This is a genomic window from Acinetobacter sp. Swhac1, assembly GCF_013390985.1.
Taxonomy (GTDB): domain Bacteria; phylum Pseudomonadota; class Gammaproteobacteria; order Pseudomonadales; family Moraxellaceae; genus Acinetobacter; species Acinetobacter towneri.
On record NZ_JACASN010000029.1, the window covers coordinates 19,739 to 37,007 of the forward strand.

Below are 17,269 nucleotides of genomic sequence, written 5' to 3' on the forward strand. Positions count from 1 at the left end.
TTTGATCGCCATATTTATACGCTATACTCTTGAACAATTTTGACATTGTAATTAGGTGACTTGTGGAACGTTGGTTCGAATTTATGGGGAATCATCCCTTCTTATTTGGGACGCTGGCTGTATTGGTAGTGTTGTTCTTTGTGTTAGAAGGTCAACGCAATGGTCGCAAAATTTCCCCACAATCTTTGGGTATTTTAGTCAAAGCTAAAAATGCCATGTTGATTGATTTACGTGATGCCAAAGATTTCCGTGAAGGTCATATCAGTGGTAGCCGCAATATTCCCTATAGCCAAATTACCAAGCATGTTGAAGAGTTAAAAACCTCAGATCGCCCATTGGTCTTTATCTGTAACTTGGGTCAGGTTGCAGGCAGTGCTTTACAACAGGTCGCACATACCGATGCCTATCGTTTAGATGGCGGTATTAGCAACTGGAAAGCACAAGGTTTACCTTTAGTAAAAAGCAAATAGTTTTACCCAATATTTTTCGCAAGGAGAACAATCATGGCTGAAGTCACTATTTATTCAACGACTGTATGTCCATACTGCATTCGTGCAAAACAACTCCTTGAGCGTAAAGGCGTTGCCTATAAAGAAATTAATTTGTCGAATGAAGCGCCTGAAGTACGTGTTGAATTAATGCAACGCACCAATCATCGTACCGTTCCACAAATTTTCATCAATGACCAGTTTATTGGCGGCTTTGACCAATTATATGCGTTAGATCGCGAAGGCAAGCTTGATCAATTATTGGCATAAACATAATACGATAACCAACTCTTAAGGATTTAACATGAGTGAAGAACAACAAGCTCAACCACAATTGGCATTAGAGCGTATTTATACCAAAGACATTTCTTTTGAAGTTCCTGGGGCACAAGTATTTACCAAAGAATGGCAGCCTGAATTGAACATCAACCTGTCATCTTCTGCAGAAAAAATTGATCCAACCCACTTTGAAGTAGCATTAAAAGTTGTGGTTCAAGCCAACAACGCGGGCGATACTGCATTTATTGTTGATGTTACCCAAGCTGGTATTTTCCTGATTGATGGCGTTGAAGAAGAGCGTTTACCGTACATTCTTGGCGCATACTGCCCGAACATTTTGTTCCCATTCTTGCGTGAAGCAGTGAATGATATGGTTACCAAAGGCAGCTTCCCACAATTATTGTTAACGCCAATCAACTTCGATGCCGAGTTTGAAGCCAATATGCAACGTGCTCAAGCCGCTGCAGCTGAAGGTCAAGCTTAATTCGCGATTGGATATAAAAAAACCGCTGAAATTTCAGCGGTTTTTTATGTCATCCGTTTGCTGATGGACGATCAAAATTAAAAATCATCATCCTGAGATGGATCTCGATACAAGGCATCGTGTATCGCTTCGACCAATTGCTGCGCAATTTCCTGTTTAGAGGCTTTTTCCAAATCGCGTTTTTCCATACGGTAGCTTTCGGCAAAAAATACGGTCATGGCATTTTCATCGGAAGCAAAACCAATATCGGCACGGGAAACGTCATTGCAGGCAATCATATCTAACTTTTTCGCCACCAACTTGCCTGCTGCATACTCTTCTACATTGCGGGTTTCTGCAGCAAAGCCAACCATAAACGGACGTTTTTCCTGTTGCGCAATGGTCGCAACAATATCAGGGTTTTTGACCAACGCCACATTCAGCTCATCGCCTAATTTTTTAATTTTGTGTTCCGCAATTTCTGCCACGCGGTAATCTGCCACCGCGGCTGTAGCGATGAAAATATCACAGCCTTGTTCAAGCATCTGCAAACTGGTATCTAGCATTTGAATTGCAGAAGACACATTAATTCGCTGTACCCCATTTGGCGTATCTAAACTAACTGGGCCTGCAATAAGCGTGACTTTTGCCCCTGCTGCATAACAGGCTGCAGCCAAAGAAAAACCCATTTTGCCTGTACTATGGTTAGAAATATAACGCACAGGGTCTAAAGCTTCGCGGGTTGGGCCTGCTGTAATGGTGACATTTTTGCCTGCCAACATGCCAAATTTTTCCACCAAAGCACGCTGTGCCTGATGAAAATACTGCGTCACCTGATGCGCCAAATCTTCAGGTTCTGGCATACGCCCTAAACCAACATCTCCACAGGCTTGTTCGCCCGCATCGGGCATAATTACATGCACGCCATCTTCCACCAAAGTGGTTAAGTTACGCTGTGTGGCTTTGGCTGCCCACATTTGCTGATTCATGGCAGGTGCAACCCAAACTGGTGCAGTGGTGGCTAAATATAAAGTACTGAGCAAATCATCGGCCAGACCTGCAGCAAATTTGGCTAAGGTGTCGCAACTGGCGGGCGCAACCAAAATTAAATCGGCCCACCGTGCCAATTCAATATGCCCCATGCCTGCTTCGGCTTCGGTATCTAATAATTCGGTATGTACTGGATTGCCTGACAGTGCTTGAAAGGTCAGCGGTGTAATAAAAGCTTGTGCCCCCTTGGTCATGACCACGCGAACACTAAACCCCGCATCCTTTAAACGACGCACTAAAATCGCACTTTTATAGGCCGCAATGCCGCCTGTCACAGCTAAAATAATGTTTTTATGAGGGAGGACGCTTAAATCGAAGCTCACAAATAAGCCACCTTTTTGTTGCAGTGGCGCTCACAATAGCATTAAATAATGTCATTCCCAAGAGATCTGTTGGGATTTAAGTTTCAAATTTAGAATAAAAAAGTCAAATAACAATGCATTTATCTATTAAACATTGGCCTGAACAAGAACGGCCACGTGAGCGTCTGATTCAAAATGGTGCTGCAAGTTTGTCCGATGCCGAACTACTGGCTATTTTCCTGCGCTCAGGCTCGCAACAACATTCTGCGGTGGAGTTGGCACGATTGCTAATTCAGCATTTTGGCAATCTCACTACTTTACTCGATGCACCCATTGCCGAGTTGTGTCAATTTCACGGCATGGGTAACAGTAAATATTCACAGCTCATGGCAGTTAAAGAACTCGGACGGCGTTATGTGGCTGAACATTTAAAACAAGATGCGCTAGAGCTTAGCAACTCCAAACGTTTGATGGAGTATTTGCGTTTTGAACTTTTGGGCGAAACCCAAGAAGTGTTTGCGGTACTTTGTCTAGATGCCTGTTTACGCAAAATCAGCTTTAAAAAGTTATTTTATGGCGCAGTGAATTCGTGTGAAATTTCTATTAATCAATTGCTGCGTTTTGCAATTAGCCAACACGCTACGGCGATTGTGATTGCACACAATCATCCTTTCGGATTGCCACATCCCTCACGTGCAGATTTAATCCTGACGCAGCAGATTCAGCAAGCCTGTCAGTTGCTAGAGCTGCGTTTGATCGATCACTGTATCATCTCAAGTGAAGGTAATTTTTCCTTTGCCGAACAACAACTGCTTAAATTTGAGCACACTTAAAATTTGCATATTGACAAAGCCTGCACAAGCACAGAAGATCATCAAAAAATTGTGATGATTCTAATAAAATGATAGTCGATCAACCCAGTGTATTTAACTTACTGTTTTCTTGGCGGGGCACGATTTTACCGAAGGTCTTACCGCCTTTGGGCGTGGTGATGTTGATCTCCACCATTATTGGCGGTTTGTCTTATATTGGTTATTTTCATTTTCCAGAATTGCCTTTGGTTGGCTTTACTTTAATTGGGGTGGTGCTGTCGATTTTTTTGGGCTTTAAAAACTCTGCCTGTTATGACCGTTGGTGGGAGGCACGTAAACTTTGGGGCATGCTGATTGCCAACGCGCGCCACTTTGACCGCGACTGCCGTATACTTAGTCAAGCACGACGTGAACGCGTCATTCAGCACGTCATTGTATTTGCCAATGTCTTGCGCGACCGCCTGCGTCATCAAACTGCCAATCCAACCGAGTTAATTCAAACCAGTGGCATGAGTCAGCAAGCAATTACCCAACTGTATCAACAAGCCAATGCGCCGCAATACACGCTCAGTTTGATTCAATGGGAGTTAATGCAAGCACTTAAAGAGGGCGAAATTTCCGATATTATTTACACACAAATGAATCAACACGTCACAGAGCTGAGTTTGGTACTCACGGGTTGTGACCGTATTGCTACCACACCGCTCCCTTTTGCGTATTCAGTCCTACTTAACCGAACAGTGTACTTTTTCTGTTTTATGTTGCCCTTTAGTTTAGGGTCTACACTCGGATTGGCGACTCCGCTTTTGGTCGGTATTTTGGCTTATACTTTTTTAGGTCTGGATGCGCTCAGTTCTGAAATTGAAGAACCTTTTGGCACGCAAAGCAATGACTTACCTTTAGATGCCATGGTAAGAACCATTGAAATTGAATTATTGGGTACGTTGGGTAAACCAACGCCACCACCAATTCAGGCACAGGACAATAATTTGCTTTAGACCCTCTTCCCAACCTTCTCCCAGAGGGAGAAGGAGTTTTTATCCTTTCTAAATTTTAATAATGGATATCACATCTGCTTATATGAGAAGGTTGGGATGAGGGAGTTACTCAACAAAACTCTCCCAAATCCCAATTTGACCATCTTTCACCCGCGGAATATTGCCCAATTTAATCCACGGCATATTTTCACCATGAAAATCGCTGCCGACAGATACTTTTAGACCATGTTCAGCAATCATGCGATCCACCATTTGACGGGTCGATGCAGGGTCAATATTAGGCGGCAATTCCACTGCATCACCCCCATATTTGGCAAAAATTTCAATCAAATAACGAATATTGGTCGCAGATAAATCATAACGGGTTGGATGCGCCAACACGGCAAAACCCTGACTGTCATGAATTACCCGAATCGTATCTTCCAAACTCAAGCCATCAAATTTCACATAAGCCTTTTTGCCTTCTTTGATGTATTTATCAAATGCTTGCTGCACTCGCGTTACAATGCCTTTTTCTTGTAAGGTTTTGGCAATGTGCGTACGGGTAATCCGATCTGCTACGCCTTCGACTTTAAGAAGTACATCATTATAAATATCTTGTCCAATCAGCGGAGTGAGTAAATCACAAATTTGTTTGGCACGTTCTGCACGAATTTGTTTTTGCTGTTCCAGCAGCGCCTGTAAAGGTGCAGGATTTTGCATGTTTAGCGCCACCACATGCACGCTATAGCTTTTTTTAGTGGCAGGACGTGACCATTGACTGGAAATTTCCACTCCCGAAATAATCTTTAAATCTTGCCCCTGAGCCGCTTGCTCTGCCAAAGCCAGCCCATCCATTGTGTCATGATCAGTCAATGCCAAGGTATGAATGCCCTGCTGAATTGCCGCAGACACCAATTCTCCAGGTGACAAAGTTCCATCAGAAATATTACTGTGTGTATGTAAATCTACGCCGTGCATCACTTATACTATGTCATTTATTTGATCAGATTTAGATACTCTAACATGAAAGCACTTTTAGACTTTGTGCCCCTCATTATTTTCTTTTATTTATACAAAACTGTAGATCCAAAAGACACTAATCATCAATTACTACAACTCATCGGCTCTGCAGGCGGTGTCGATAACAACCATATTTTGGTGGCCACCACAGGTCTGATCATCTCGATGTTAGTGGTGTACGGCGCATTGTTCATCATGCAAAAATTCCGTTTAGATAAACAACAGTGGATTGTGCTGTTTATGACCGTAATTTTTGGTGGCGTTACTTTAATGTTAAGCGATGACTTTTATATTCGCCTGAAAGCTGCCATTTTAAACATTGTATTTGCAGGTGCTTTTTTGCTATCACCATGGTTCAGCAAAGACCGTAAACCACTGATTCAACGCTTATTTGGGCCTGTGTTCAACTTGACCGAAGCTGGCTGGAAAAACCTGAATTATACTTGGGCAGCCATGTTTGCAGTCATGTCTTTCCTACACGTATTTTTTGCATTTTTATTTATGGACGGAAAATATTGGGGCGAATTCACTGCTTTTGGTGACATGATTGTGATGTTTTCCTTTATCATTGTGCAGTTTATTGTATTGCGCAAATACTTTAAAACATCTGAATAATTTCTGATCTGCGATATTCGAGAGTAACTATGCCTTTATTTGTTCTGAGTTGTACTGACCGTGAAGGTACACTGGAAAAACGTCTTGCGACCCGTCCTGCACATCTTGCACGTTTGCAACAACTCGATGCCGAAGGTCGCTTAATTGTGGCGGGGGCAATGCCAAAAGACCCAAGCAATCCACAAGCAGGCTTTTATGGCAGCACCATGATTGTCGATTTTGACAGTCGTGAAGCACTCGATGCTTGGCTACAAGATGAACCTTTCTTAAAAGAAGGCATATATAGCCACATTGACGTTAAGCCATTCAATAAAGCATTCCCTCAAGGATAAGCGCTATGCGTTTCGTTGTTGCCAGTGTTGTTGCTGTTCTGCTCAGTTCACCTGTATATGCAGTTGAGCCAGCCACAACCACACCTACTGCACCTGCTCCTGCTGCTGTGACCAACACGGCAGCTGTAGCAACAGCCAATGGGGTTACTCCTGCACAAGATAAGCCCCTGACTGCAGAACAAATTGCCAAAAATAAAGCCCTTCAGGAAGCTAAAACCAAAGCCTTGATTAAAGATCAGAGCACACGTTTGCAACAACTTGAACAGGCAAACCTCGATGCTTTGGCACAGAATCAGGAACTGCAACTTAAAAACGATAATTTAGGCGTGCAAGTTCAAGTACTGCAAAGTGAACGCAGTGCGCAAATGTTTTTATACGGTGCTGCAACACTCGCGGTTGGCGTATTGCTCGGCTTCTTAATTGCTAGCTATGTCTATACCAAACGTCGCCGCCAATGGTAAGGTGAGCATTCACCTCTTGATTTAAGGTACTCTGGTTTTGTTTCAGCCTATTCAAACTGCCGAGCTGGATTGGCAACTGGTCGATGGTATTGATGTGCCCATTTCCAAACAATTTGGCGATGTGTATTTCTCTAAAGACAACGGTTTATTAGAAACACGGCATGTGTTTTTACAGGGCAATGACTTACCCATCCGTTTAGCAGCGCTGAATGATTTTGAATATTTTTGTGTAGGCGAAACAGGCTTTGGTACAGGCTTAAATATTTTAGCGCTCTGGCAATTATGGCAACAGGTACGTCCCAATAATCGCAGCCATTTACACGCAATTTCTGTCGAAAAATTTCCACTTTGCAAAGCCGATCTTATACGTGCCTTAGCGGCTTGGCCCGAACTCAGTCATCTGTCTGAACAGCTGATTCAGCAATACCCTGCCGCTATTGCAGGCTGTCATCGTTTAAACTTTCCAGATGAACGCTTTAGCCTAGATTTATGGCTAGGCGATGCTCAGGAAGTTTTTCCTGTCATTGCTAAAACTGCTCCTGTCAATGCGTGGTTTTTAGATGGCTTTGCACCCGCCTGTAACCCCGATATGTGGCAGGAAACCGTGCTCAACCCGATTGTAGCACTGTCCGATTATGGCACGACTTTTGCCTCATTTAGTGTGGCAGGCGTACTCAAACGTGGCTTAAAACAACACGGTATTCACATCACCCGCCCACGCGGTTTTGGGCATAAACGGGAAATGCTGAAAGCCATCTGGCAAGCGCCTGAAATAGAGCCAATATCCGATCAGAACGAAACTCAAATTACAACAAATACCACAACAAGCAACCAACAGCGCCATATTGCGATCATAGGCGCAGGAATTGCGGGTTTAAGCTGTGCGTGGGCATTTTCCCAACGAGGGCATCAAGTCACGCTCTATGACCAAACAGCGCCACTTGCAGGCGGTTCTGGCAATCCTTTGGCACTCTTAAACCCAAAACTTTGCCCAATTCATCAAAGTGCTGATCATTTAATGACTTTGGCATGGCAACATGCTTTAAATCACTATGCCGCATTCAAAGCATTTCGTCCGTTGCAGATTCATCAACTGGCACTTAAACATGCCGATGAATTGCTGGATTTAGCCACACAATACCCAAAAGGTATTTTAGCAGCACAGAGTGCAACCGAACTTACGCCACAAAGCGACTTTGCCAGTTTAAGCTTATTGCAAGCAGGAGCAGTTTCTCCACATCAACTGCGTGATGAAATTCTTGCGCATCCGCACATTCAGTTTCAGCAAGCTCAAATTAAACAAATCACCACGACAGCACAGCAACTGATCTTACACAGCCTAGATACTGAACTTGGAGTGTTTGATCATGTCATCGTCTGTGCAGCGCTGCAAAGCGGTGCTTTTTTTGAGCATTACCCTGTGCTTAAAACCATTCGTGGGCAAGTTAGCTGGGTAAATAATACAGATCAGGCTTTGCCATTATCACAAGCCTATAGCTATGGCGGCTATTGCATGCAGCTCAATGCCGATCAACTGATTTTAGGTGCATCGTTTTATCCAAATCGGGAAGATTGTGACGTCTTGGCAGAAGACCATGTGCATAACTACGAACTTATCCACAGTGTCTTTCCTGCGTATGCCGAAAACTTAGCACCCGTAGATACTTGGCAAGGTCGCGCTTCGCTACGCGCCCAAAGTCAGGATTATTTTCCCCTACTTGGCAAAATGCGTGATGATCAGGAAATTTACAGCTTTGCAGGACTCGGTTCTAAAGGCTTTTTATTTGCCCCGTTGTGCAGTGAAATACTGGCGGCACAAGTTTTAGCAGAAGCCTGCGCTGTACCTAAAAACTTAGTACAAAAACTGGCAGCTACACGTTTTCAGAAAAAGGTGAAAAACAAGAAGCCTTATTTTAAAGCTCCTCCACCTTCAAGCTAACGCTCGCTTAGAGAAAATAGAAATAAAACGATACCCAACAAAAAAGCGCCTTACGGCGCTTTCTTCATATTGATGATACTTAGTGACCTTGTTCCAAAGGCATGCCTGCGTCGCGCGCAGCACGTGTACCACCCATTAAAACCACATATTCACGTGAGCTGTCCAAACCTTCTAGTTTTTCCGCTGCACGTGGGGCTTTACTTCCGCCACCACATAAAATGTAAATGGGTTGATCCGCCGACACCTGAGTAAGACTCTCTGCTGATAGATCGTTAATTGGCTGATTCACAGCACCTTTAACATGAGCTTCTGCATAAGCACTTGCATCACGTACATCCCAGATAATCGCGTCAGCTGGGAACTCAAATGTTGTAATTTCTTGTTTACGGATCATTGCGCACTCCTTTGATGTAAAACAACACTTGGCAAATGAAGAAAACATCCCTAGCATCTCAGATATTGTTTCCATTTGCAAAGGTCTTCATTATGCCTTCTTTCGATATTGTTTCTGAATTAGAACTTTTTGAAGTGAATCATGCGGTTCAAAACACACAAAAAGAAATCGGTACTCGTTTCGATTTTCGTGGTCAGGATGTTTCTATCGACCTCAATGAAAAAAACAAAGAGATTAAAATCTCCACTGAAAGTGATTTCCAATGTGAGCAAGTGTATACCATGCTCGAAAATCACTTCTATAAGCGTAAAGTCGACATTCAGGCGCTTGACCCACAAAAAATGACCGCATCAGGTAAAAATGTGATTCAAGTGATCAAACTTAAAGATGGTCTTGACTCAGATACCGCAAAAAAAATTAACAAAGCCATTAAAGACAGTGGCATTAAAGTGCAATCTTCTATTCAGGGTGACAAAATTCGTGTGACCGACAAGAAACGCGACACATTGCAACAAGTAATGGCGTTCTTGAAAGAGCAACAATTTGGTCTGCCACTGCAATTTAACAACTTTAAAGATTAATTTGGGGATGTCATGACACCAACCAATCGCTTAAACAAACTGGTCAAAGCAACATCAAAATTGCCGAAAGGCATTCAAAGCCGCCTTTTGAGTCAAGCCTTTGGTCGTGTCGTGCCGATGGTGGGCACTGCGAAAATTCGCTATCAAGAAGTAACCCCATCGCAAGTGGTGGTCAGTCTTGCCAATCATAAAGCCATGCAAAACCATATTGGACAGGTACATGCCTGTGCTATGGCGCTGCTTGCCGAAACTGCTACAGGTTTTGTGACTGCTATGAATGTACCTGATAGTGCCATTGTGCTGATTAAAAGCCTGAAAGTGGACTTTAAACGTCCAACTCAAGGTGCAATGACAGCCATTGCCACACTCAGCCCAGAACAGCAACAACTCATGCACAGCACCGACAAAGGTGAAACACTGGTCAATGTCAGTGTGATTGATGAATCAGGCGAAGCCCCGATTCAGTGTGAAATGTTGTGGGCATGGGTGTCAAAATCACATTTAAAGCAGAAATAAGCCTAATATTTGTTTCTTCTCCAATAAAAAAATCCCAGCTACTGTGCTGGGATTTTTTTCATTACGATGTTTGACTAGCTTGATAATTATGATGCTTGACTAGCCTGAGCTTCTAAAAACTTCTGTTTGGCTTCTTCAGGAATCTGACGTTTTGAGCCTTTGACATCAACCGCAACAAAGGTAAATACGCCTTCGGTGACACGCACGGCTTCACGTGAATCGTCATGGCTGTCCCACACTTCAATTTGCATTTGAATAGAGGTATTGCCCACTTTTAGAATTTTGGTGTAGCAACTGATCACATCGCCCACTTTTACAGGTACCAAAAAAGTCATTTGGTTAATAGAAATCGTGGCACAACGTCCTTTACTAAAGCGCTCGGCATGAATCGCACCAGCCAAATCCATCTGTGAAACGATCCAGCCTCCAAAGACATCTCCACTCCAGTTGGTATCTGCTGGCATGGCAATTGTTTGTAGGGAAAGCACTCCCTCTGGTTTTGCATGAGAATCTGACACGTTCACTCCGGACATTTGCATTAAATTAGCACGAACAGTGCATTAAGACTGGGCGCTGAGTTGCTGATCCAACCACTGTTGTAATTCAGTCGCTCGTAGCGCGCCGCTTATTCTAGCAATTTCATTGCTTTTATTCATCAATACCAGTGTTGGAATACTGCGCACATGGAATGCACTGCTTAAGCGTGGATTGGCCTCGGTATCAATTTTGGCAAACACCACCTGCGGATTTTGCTTGGCAACTGTTGCAAAATGTGGTGCCATCATCTTGCAAGGACCACACCAGTCCGCCCAAAGATCAATCAGAATAGGTAAGTCACTATTTTGAATAAAATTACTGAAATTTTGCTCATTCAATTCAATGGGTGCAAGCGGAATCAGCGCTTGATGACACTGCCCACATGCAGGATTGGCAGATAATTTATCTTCAGGTACACGGTTTTTTGCACCGCATTCAGGGCATACAATAATCATTTACTGAACTCCAAACAGTTGCTGTAAAAACTCTAATTGGGTCTGAATGACTTTTTTAAACCATTCACCATGATAAATATCAAAATGTTGCATATCCCACTCTTCATATTGCACATAAGGCGCAATATTGGTGGCCGTTTCACGACTCGATTCAATTGGAATCAGGCTGTCACGCTGTGCAGCAATAAATAACACAGGGATGTTGATTTGCCGCACTTCTTGAATGGGGCGATAACGAATCAAATTAAAAAACACCCGAGCAGGAATTTCCCCACTCCAGTAATGGTCGGGGTTCACAATTGACATATAACCTGCATAACTGTCTGCAGTCGGTAAAAAACATAGTTCTTTTTGCGCCACCACTGCAAGCGTTTTGGGTGACATCCCCACCTTTGCTCCCATATAGTCCTGACTGGAAATTTTTAGGGCTTTCGGAAGTTGCTGCAAAGGATATAACTTGGCACTTTCCGCACCATCTACAAAAGGCACTTGTACCATGACCGCGGCAATATTGTGTAAGCGTGAGGCCAAACTCAGCACATATCCGCCACTCAGAGAAGTTCCCCACAGAATCATGCGTTTGGCATCAATCGACTTACGTTCCGCGATATGTGAAATCATGCTGCGCCAGTCGTCTAACTGCGCCTCTATGGATACCAACTCACGTGGACGCCCCGTACTTCCGCCCCAATAGCGATAATCGAATAGCACCACGGCATAGCCTGCCTGAGCAAAATGCTGTGCGTATTGCACCAATTTAAAATGACGCAAGGCCGCCAGACCATGCGCCATCAGAATCACCGCAGGTTTTTCTATAGATTTAGGGCGATAAAAGTCTGCAGCAATCACCTCGTGATCACTTTTGACATATAAAGGCTCGACCGTATAGGAATGCATAAGCGCTCCATTGCGTTATTTTATCGTTATCATCGTTATAAATATTTCAGAACATTCTGCTCTTGAATCTGCTTAATGCTATCATAAAGCATATTGTCATGAATAAAATGATGGAGTATTCCCATGTCTGAACAAGTCGGTTTTGCGGGTCAAATTGGTCCTGAACATGTGAGCCAAGTTGTAGAGAAAGGCTTTAAGTCAATTATTAATAACCGCCCAGATATGGAAGGTGGTGCCGAACAACCAACCAGTGCGCAAATTGAAGAAGCTGCACGTGCAGCAGGCTTAGATTATGTCTATCAGCCTGTGGTGTCGGGTCAAATTACTGAAGTCGATGTGCGTACTTTTGCCAATCACTATAACGAATTGCCAAAACCTATCCTGATGTTCTGTCGTACTGGAAACCGCTCAAACAACTTATTTCAGTTGGCAAAACAAATGGATTTGTTGGATGACTAAACCCATCTTCAAGTATGTGTTTTGCTGTGTTCTGATCTATAGCAGTATCTCACTGAGTCACGCTCAAAACGATGTTTAGACTTTAAATACCAAAGTCAGTGTTGCAGGTCAGATGAATGCTGCCAAATTTTCACAGTTGATGCGGCAAGGTTTTAAATCTGTGATTGTGAACCGCCCTGATCAAGAGATGGGCAATCTGGTCAAGGTCAGCGAATTACGCAATATTGCAGAAAAATCTCAGGTCAGTGTGATTTATCAACCGGTTAGTAGCGGTAAAATTTCTCAAACAGACATTCTTGAATTCGCTAAATATTATAATGAGCTTCCAAAACCCATTCTGATGATTTGTCGTAGTGGCGCTCGTTCTAGTGCGTTATTTCATCAGGCAAAATCTCAAGGTTTGTTGCATGAATAAAGTTTTATTGGCAGTAATCTGTGTCTTAGTTCTCACTGCGTGTAGTTCGATGCAAGTGCGCCCGACCGTGGGTGTGAGTGTGGGGACTTCGCTTTAATTTTTAAATTAAAATCCCCATAAAAAAAACAGCGCTAAAGCGCTGTTTTTTTTAAATATAATTTCTATTGATAATCTACATAAATCGTGGATACTTTACCATCTGGTGAAGAAACAGAAACTTTCAACGTATCTCCTACCGCACATTCTTTTAGACGATAGCCATAGTAACTTTGATTACTATTTTTGAAAGTGCTTGGTGTCAAAAGATCAAAGACATTTGCGACAGGTGAACTTCCTGTTGCTAACTCTGCAGTACAAGATAAATTATTGGCTTTTGTATTATCCTCAGGAGTAACACTTATTGTGGTACCTGTTGGCATAGGCACACTTTGAGCGCTATTTCCATACATATTAAAAGACAATAAACTTCCACTTGCCTTTACATTAGTAAAGGTTGGTGTATTTTCAGCAAATGCAAATAATAATTGCTGACGGATGACCGTATCTAAATTATCGTCACATGTGTCTGCGATATTCGGCTGTCTAATTGTAGATGGAGCACAGGTCGCTTTGTTTCCTAATACCGCACGATTATAAAGAAATTCACCAATACCATAATCTTTGTTATATTGATTATCCTCGTTATCGTCACGGAAAAAGCTACCAATATTACTAAGAAGTCGATCTACGCCTTTAGTATAAAGATTATCGCCATCTAAATCTGTAAAGCTTTTATCACCCTCAACATAAGCCAATACAGTCACACGATTATCTAAAGGACGAGGTTCTTGTGTTGTTAGAGTTACAGAACATACTCCTTGGACTGTTGAACAATTAGGTTCAACCTTCCCTCCCTCAGAAACAAAGCTAATTACTGTACCATCTGGAACAGGGTTCCGTGTACGATCAACCATTCTCGCTGTAATAGTTGCAGTGTCACCATCAATTACATTCTGTAATGAATTTTTAGATACTGATAAACTTAATCCATCTTGAGTGACTCGACCAATAGATACAGATACATTTTTAGATACAGCCGAAACATTTTTGTCTGAAACTAAAGTTGCTCTTATCTCTACAGGCCCAGGTTTATCTCCAGGATAAAGATTCACAATCACTTTACCATTCGAATCACTTTTTATAGTTTTGTTATTTTGATTACCAAATGATACGAACGATAAATCTTCTGGTGCTTGTACTTTCTCAATCAAAACATCTTGATCTGCTACAGGTACACCATTTGCATACAAAGTAAATTCAATTTGACCAGATGATGCTGAACCACTTTTTCTAATCCCCAAATTAACTTGATTAGATGTATATACTAATGAGTTAGCTTCAAGTGCCTTAATATTGACATCAACTTCAACTTCTGGGATGTTTAAACCTTTTGCTGAAATTTTTTGTGTCCCTGTACACAACTTTCCATCTGTACCAATTGCTTTGTATGATGTCGTAACATTTCCTTGATTTGATGAAACAACTGTAGCTGGTTCAAATTTACCACAAGTTGCAGTGAACTCAACGTTGACATTATTTTGATTAACTTTCGTCTTTGCATCTTGCGTTTTTAATGTGATATTTGTTGAACCGCCAGACTCTAATTGAGTACTAGCTGCTTTCAAATCGACTAAAATAATATTGGTTGCTTGAAGTGAGAAATTAAGTGCTTGTGATGACGCTTGGGCACCATCAAAATCTGCAACTGCAGAAATTTGATAGGCGCCATTAGTGTTTAAATTTTCAGGTTTAACAGAAATACTCGCTTCACCACTAGTATTGGTTAAAACAGCACCATTGGAACTACCTAAAACAACACCACCAGTCACTGTAAATGTAACCAATGCACCACTAATTCCTTTACCTGACTGATCTGTTACTTTGACTTTAGCGATCACACCCTCTGCTGCGATTGCTTGAGTTAAGCTACCATTGCGATCAATCAACTCAATAGAACTAATATTAACAGATTTTACTTCTTCACCTGTACTAGGATTCGAAGCATTACCTGTAGTAGAACCTTTCGTATTATAATAACCATCACTTCCACCGCCACCACAGCCAGCCAATAAAACTGCTAAAGCCACAGCCGAAAATTTCAAACTAATTTCTTTCTTTTTCATTGAGTTATTCCCCAAATCCCTCTAAAACTATGAGTTAATCGAACATATAATTAATATTGTCAGATATGTAACCATAGTTACTGCTTTATGTAAATAAAAGCATGATAAATGTTTTGCTTGTGTTAGCCTAAATTTATTTATTACATGAAGTAGCTCACAAATGTACGACCTCATTATTATTGGTGCAGGTACCGCAGGCATTAGCGCCTATAAAGAAGCAATTAAATACACCCAAAACCTACTCATCATCAATCACGGTCCATGGGACACCACCTGTGCCCGTGTTGGTTGTATGCCTAGCAAAGTCCTCATCTCTAGTGCCAATCGCATGCACGACATTCAACATGCACAAGAAGTTGCACTCACGGTAGATGCAAAAATTGATACATCCCAAATCATGACGCACGTACGTCAATTACGTGATCGTTTTACCCGTGCCACACAAAAAGATGTAGATCGTTGGGAAGCATCCCATAAGATTTCAGGCTTTGCGACTTTCATAGATGCCCATACAATTCAAGTGAATGGACAGCAATATCAGGCAAAAGCTTTTATTGTTGCAGTCGGTTCTACTCCTGCTTATGACCAAGCCTGGAAAGAAAACTTAGGCGAACGCTTAATCACATCAGATCAAATTTTTGAATTAGAGCACTTACCGCAATCTTTGACCGTCATTGGCAGTGGTGTAATTGCAATCGAATTAGCTCAAGCTATGCAACGCTTAGGGGTAGAGACCACTATTTTTGCACGTAGTCGTAAAGTTGGTTCACTCCGCAGCCCAGAACTACAAACCATTGCACAAGATACACTCAGTCGAGAATTGAATATCAAATTTGAAACCTTGCCTACACAACTACAAAAAACAGAACAAGGCGTGAAAATTGAATATCAAGAAAATGGACAAATACAAAGCTTAACTGCCGATTATGTATTGGTTGCTACGGGTAGACGCAGCTATTTAGATCAGCTTCATCTTGAAAATATTGATACAAGTTTCAACAACATCAAACAACTCCCAATTGATCCTCATACCAAACAACTCGGACAGCATGCTATTTTTATTGTGGGTGATGCACACACGAATACTCCCATTCAACATGAAGCAGCACATGAAGGGCGTGCAGCCGTGCATAATTGTTTAAGCTTTCCAAATATTGAAAATATTAAAACATTAACACCCATGGGTATTGTGTTTAGCTCACCTGAAATGGCATCTGTAGGACAAAACTATAAACAACTGAAAGATCAAAATATTGCATTTACAACAGGCTTTGTTTCTTATGAAAAACAAGGTCGCGCCTTGGTGCTAGGAAAAAATAAAGGTGCTATTGAAGTTTATATTGATAATAAAAGTCAAAAGTTATTAGGTGCTGAATTATTTGTGGATGCTGCTGAGCACATGGCGCACTTATTGGCTTGGATGATTGATGAAGAACTCACACTTGAGGATATTTTAGATAAACCGTTCTACCATCCAACACTAGAAGAAGGTTTAAGAACAGCATTTAAACATGCACGTCGACAACTACGTGAAATCTAATCAAATTTAGAAAGTATGCTTACTCTTTAAAACCATCCCCTGATGGTTTTATTTTGCCTTCACTTTTTATAGTTTTTAATATTTTCTTTCCCACATAAAAAACACCCCCAACGCTAGTTGAGGGTGTTTCGAATAATGAGCTGGCGATGACTTACTCTCACATGGGTAACCCCACACTACCATCAGCGCGAAGAGGTTTCACTTCTGAGTTCGGGAAGGGATCAGGTGGTTCACTCTTGCTATTGTCGCCAGCACAACTGTTATGGACTTGTTCGGGTCTTAGTTACTCTGCTTTTGCATGTAATGCCTTACTTTGTTCCAAATGAGTTATTAACAGGTTGGCTATTGTATCTGAAATTTCATGTTCAGCAAGGGCTGAATCAAGATATTTGATCTGATCAGTTTCAAGTGATCTTTTATGAATCGATTGATGCTTGTGATACAACAACTGTTTGGGTGTTGTATAGTCAAGCCTCACGAGCAATTAGTATTGGTCAGCTTCACATATCGCTATGCTTCCACATCCAACCTATCAACGTCGTAGTCTTCAACGGCTCTTTAGGAGGCATAAA

The 17,269-nt window shown here is 42.0% G+C and carries 20 protein-coding genes, 2 rRNA genes and 1 pseudogene; 14 read left to right on the forward strand and 9 right to left on the reverse strand.

The window, feature by feature from the left end; genetic code table 11:
* Positions 1-62 precede the first annotated feature (62 nt).
* From HX743_RS13050 to secB, 3 genes are read left to right on the forward strand one after another with little or no spacing between them, the layout of a single operon-like run.
* Complete coding sequence (locus HX743_RS13050; protein WP_004976250.1) at positions 63-470, forward strand: rhodanese-like domain-containing protein; 408 nt, start codon at positions 63-65, stop codon at positions 468-470.
* A gap of 33 nt (positions 471-503) precedes the next feature.
* Positions 504-758, forward strand: a complete 255-nt coding sequence (grxC, locus tag HX743_RS13055) for a glutaredoxin 3 (RefSeq protein WP_004976247.1) — start codon at positions 504-506, stop codon at positions 756-758.
* Between the two features lie 34 nt (positions 759-792).
* The gene (gene secB / locus HX743_RS13060; RefSeq protein ID WP_004976246.1) at positions 793-1,251 is read left to right on the forward strand and encodes a protein-export chaperone SecB; all 459 of its coding nucleotides are present in this window, start codon (positions 793-795) and stop codon (positions 1,249-1,251) included.
* Positions 1,252-1,328: 77 nt separating this feature from the next.
* On the opposite strand, the gene coaBC is transcribed toward secB, so the two are convergent.
* Positions 1,329-2,603, reverse strand: a complete 1,275-nt coding sequence (gene coaBC / locus HX743_RS13065) for a bifunctional phosphopantothenoylcysteine decarboxylase/phosphopantothenate--cysteine ligase CoaBC (RefSeq protein ID WP_004976244.1) — start codon at positions 2,601-2,603, stop codon at positions 1,329-1,331.
* A 113-nt stretch (positions 2,604-2,716) separates the two neighbouring features.
* Here coaBC and radC point away from each other — a divergent pair, with 113 nt between their 5' ends.
* On the forward strand, positions 2,717-3,415 hold the full coding sequence (gene radC, locus HX743_RS13070) for a DNA repair protein RadC (RefSeq protein ID WP_104853058.1): 699 nt from the start codon (positions 2,717-2,719) through the stop codon (positions 3,413-3,415).
* A gap of 68 nt (positions 3,416-3,483) precedes the next feature.
* A complete protein-coding gene (locus tag HX743_RS13075; protein WP_004976242.1) occupies positions 3,484-4,392 on the forward strand; it encodes a bestrophin family protein in 909 nt (302 codons plus the stop codon).
* A gap of 105 nt (positions 4,393-4,497) precedes the next feature.
* Here HX743_RS13075 and HX743_RS13080 read toward each other — a convergent pair whose 3' ends face one another.
* Positions 4,498-5,352, reverse strand: a complete 855-nt coding sequence (locus HX743_RS13080) for a PHP domain-containing protein (protein WP_131261955.1) — start codon at positions 5,350-5,352, stop codon at positions 4,498-4,500.
* Between the two features lie 45 nt (positions 5,353-5,397).
* Between HX743_RS13080 and HX743_RS13085 the strand changes: the two genes are divergently transcribed.
* Genes HX743_RS13085 through mnmC form a run of 4 tightly spaced genes read left to right on the forward strand, consistent with a single transcriptional unit; the run spans position 5,398 to position 8,741 of the window.
* Positions 5,398-6,009, forward strand: coding sequence for a septation protein IspZ (locus HX743_RS13085; protein ID WP_004976239.1), 612 nt, complete (start codon positions 5,398-5,400; stop codon positions 6,007-6,009).
* 29 nt (positions 6,010-6,038) lie between these two features.
* Positions 6,039-6,341, forward strand: a complete 303-nt coding sequence (locus tag HX743_RS13090; RefSeq protein WP_178319430.1) for a YciI family protein — start codon at positions 6,039-6,041, stop codon at positions 6,339-6,341.
* Positions 6,342-6,346: 5 nt separating this feature from the next.
* Positions 6,347-6,802, forward strand: coding sequence for a hypothetical protein (locus HX743_RS13095; RefSeq protein ID WP_004976237.1), 456 nt, complete (start codon positions 6,347-6,349; stop codon positions 6,800-6,802).
* Between the two features lie 37 nt (positions 6,803-6,839).
* Positions 6,840-8,741 (forward strand): FAD-dependent 5-carboxymethylaminomethyl-2-thiouridine(34) oxidoreductase MnmC, encoded by a 1,902-nt coding sequence (gene mnmC, locus HX743_RS13100; RefSeq protein WP_178319431.1) that lies wholly within the window; start codon positions 6,840-6,842, stop codon positions 8,739-8,741.
* A gap of 79 nt (positions 8,742-8,820) precedes the next feature.
* Here the strand turns inward: mnmC and HX743_RS13105 are convergent, their stop codons facing one another.
* A complete protein-coding gene (locus tag HX743_RS13105; protein ID WP_004976235.1) occupies positions 8,821-9,135 on the reverse strand; it encodes a rhodanese-like domain-containing protein in 315 nt (104 codons plus the stop codon).
* A gap of 92 nt (positions 9,136-9,227) precedes the next feature.
* Here HX743_RS13105 and HX743_RS13110 point away from each other — a divergent pair, with 92 nt between their 5' ends.
* Positions 9,228-9,716 (forward strand): YajQ family cyclic di-GMP-binding protein, encoded by a 489-nt coding sequence (locus tag HX743_RS13110; RefSeq protein WP_004976234.1) that lies wholly within the window; start codon positions 9,228-9,230, stop codon positions 9,714-9,716.
* 12 nt (positions 9,717-9,728) lie between these two features.
* Positions 9,729-10,232: a DUF4442 domain-containing protein gene (locus HX743_RS13115; RefSeq protein ID WP_096902415.1), complete on the forward strand. Its 504-nt coding sequence runs from the start codon at positions 9,729-9,731 to the stop codon at positions 10,230-10,232.
* Positions 10,233-10,318: 86 nt separating this feature from the next.
* Here HX743_RS13115 and HX743_RS13120 read toward each other — a convergent pair whose 3' ends face one another.
* The 3 genes from HX743_RS13120 to HX743_RS13130 all read right to left on the reverse strand — a co-directional run bounded on the left by HX743_RS13120 (position 10,319) and on the right by HX743_RS13130 (position 12,121).
* Positions 10,319-10,696: an acyl-CoA thioesterase gene (locus HX743_RS13120; protein WP_228748483.1), complete on the reverse strand. Its 378-nt coding sequence runs from the start codon at positions 10,694-10,696 to the stop codon at positions 10,319-10,321.
* Between the two features lie 96 nt (positions 10,697-10,792).
* Positions 10,793-11,224: a thioredoxin TrxC gene (trxC, locus tag HX743_RS13125; protein ID WP_178319432.1), complete on the reverse strand. Its 432-nt coding sequence runs from the start codon at positions 11,222-11,224 to the stop codon at positions 10,793-10,795.
* A complete protein-coding gene (locus tag HX743_RS13130) occupies positions 11,225-12,121 on the reverse strand; it encodes an alpha/beta hydrolase (RefSeq protein WP_178319433.1) in 897 nt (298 codons plus the stop codon).
* A gap of 123 nt (positions 12,122-12,244) precedes the next feature.
* Between HX743_RS13130 and HX743_RS13135 the strand changes: the two genes are divergently transcribed.
* Both HX743_RS13135 and HX743_RS13140 read left to right on the forward strand, forming a co-directional pair.
* Complete coding sequence (locus HX743_RS13135) at positions 12,245-12,580, forward strand: TIGR01244 family sulfur transferase (RefSeq protein WP_178319434.1); 336 nt, start codon at positions 12,245-12,247, stop codon at positions 12,578-12,580.
* Positions 12,573-12,995: pseudogene (locus HX743_RS13140) on the forward strand (beta-lactamase hydrolase domain-containing protein). The gene HX743_RS13135 and the pseudogene HX743_RS13140 overlap by 8 nt, the downstream one beginning before the upstream one ends.
* Before the next feature lie 161 nt (positions 12,996-13,156).
* On the opposite strand, the gene HX743_RS13145 reads toward HX743_RS13140, so the two are convergent.
* Positions 13,157-15,157, reverse strand: coding sequence for a hypothetical protein (locus tag HX743_RS13145; RefSeq protein ID WP_178319435.1), 2,001 nt, complete (start codon positions 15,155-15,157; stop codon positions 13,157-13,159).
* A gap of 160 nt (positions 15,158-15,317) precedes the next feature.
* On the opposite strand from HX743_RS13145, the gene HX743_RS13150 reads away from it, so the two are divergent.
* Positions 15,318-16,697 (forward strand): dihydrolipoyl dehydrogenase, encoded by a 1,380-nt coding sequence (locus HX743_RS13150; RefSeq protein ID WP_178319436.1) that lies wholly within the window; start codon positions 15,318-15,320, stop codon positions 16,695-16,697.
* Positions 16,698-16,835: 138 nt separating this feature from the next.
* Here HX743_RS13150 and rrf read toward each other — a convergent pair.
* A 5S ribosomal RNA gene (gene rrf / locus HX743_RS13155) occupies positions 16,836-16,950 on the reverse strand.
* A 210-nt stretch (positions 16,951-17,160) separates the two neighbouring features.
* Positions 17,161-17,269 (reverse strand): 23S ribosomal RNA (locus HX743_RS13160); the annotation flags it as partial.

Excerpts from the sequence above, each read along its gene's own strand:
- grxC (WP_004976247.1), top strand. The coding sequence starts at position 504 with ATGGCTGAAGTCACTATTTATTCAACGACTGTATGTCCATACTGCATT.
- secB (WP_004976246.1), top strand. The coding sequence starts at position 793 with ATGAGTGAAGAACAACAAGCTCAACCACAATTGGCATTAGAGCGTATT.
- radC (WP_104853058.1), top strand. The coding sequence starts at position 2,717 with ATGCATTTATCTATTAAACATTGGCCTGAACAAGAACGGCCACGTGAG.
- HX743_RS13075 (WP_004976242.1), top strand. The coding sequence starts at position 3,484 with ATGATAGTCGATCAACCCAGTGTATTTAACTTACTGTTTTCTTGGCGG.
- HX743_RS13080 (WP_131261955.1), bottom strand. The coding sequence starts at position 5,352 with ATGCACGGCGTAGATTTACATACACACAGTAATATTTCTGATGGAACT.
- HX743_RS13085 (WP_004976239.1), top strand. The coding sequence starts at position 5,398 with ATGAAAGCACTTTTAGACTTTGTGCCCCTCATTATTTTCTTTTATTTA.
- HX743_RS13090 (WP_178319430.1), top strand. The coding sequence starts at position 6,039 with ATGCCTTTATTTGTTCTGAGTTGTACTGACCGTGAAGGTACACTGGAA.
- HX743_RS13095 (WP_004976237.1), top strand. The coding sequence starts at position 6,347 with ATGCGTTTCGTTGTTGCCAGTGTTGTTGCTGTTCTGCTCAGTTCACCT.
- HX743_RS13105 (WP_004976235.1), bottom strand. The coding sequence starts at position 9,135 with ATGATCCGTAAACAAGAAATTACAACATTTGAGTTCCCAGCTGACGCG.
- HX743_RS13110 (WP_004976234.1), top strand. The coding sequence starts at position 9,228 with ATGCCTTCTTTCGATATTGTTTCTGAATTAGAACTTTTTGAAGTGAAT.
- HX743_RS13115 (WP_096902415.1), top strand. The coding sequence starts at position 9,729 with ATGACACCAACCAATCGCTTAAACAAACTGGTCAAAGCAACATCAAAA.
- HX743_RS13120 (WP_228748483.1), bottom strand. The coding sequence starts at position 10,696 with ATGCCAGCAGATACCAACTGGAGTGGAGATGTCTTTGGAGGCTGGATC.
- trxC (WP_178319432.1), bottom strand. The coding sequence starts at position 11,224 with ATGATTATTGTATGCCCTGAATGCGGTGCAAAAAACCGTGTACCTGAA.
- HX743_RS13130 (WP_178319433.1), bottom strand. The coding sequence starts at position 12,121 with ATGCATTCCTATACGGTCGAGCCTTTATATGTCAAAAGTGATCACGAG.
- HX743_RS13135 (WP_178319434.1), top strand. The coding sequence starts at position 12,245 with ATGTCTGAACAAGTCGGTTTTGCGGGTCAAATTGGTCCTGAACATGTG.
- HX743_RS13145 (WP_178319435.1), bottom strand. The coding sequence starts at position 15,157 with ATGAAAAAGAAAGAAATTAGTTTGAAATTTTCGGCTGTGGCTTTAGCA.
- HX743_RS13150 (WP_178319436.1), top strand. The coding sequence starts at position 15,318 with ATGTACGACCTCATTATTATTGGTGCAGGTACCGCAGGCATTAGCGCC.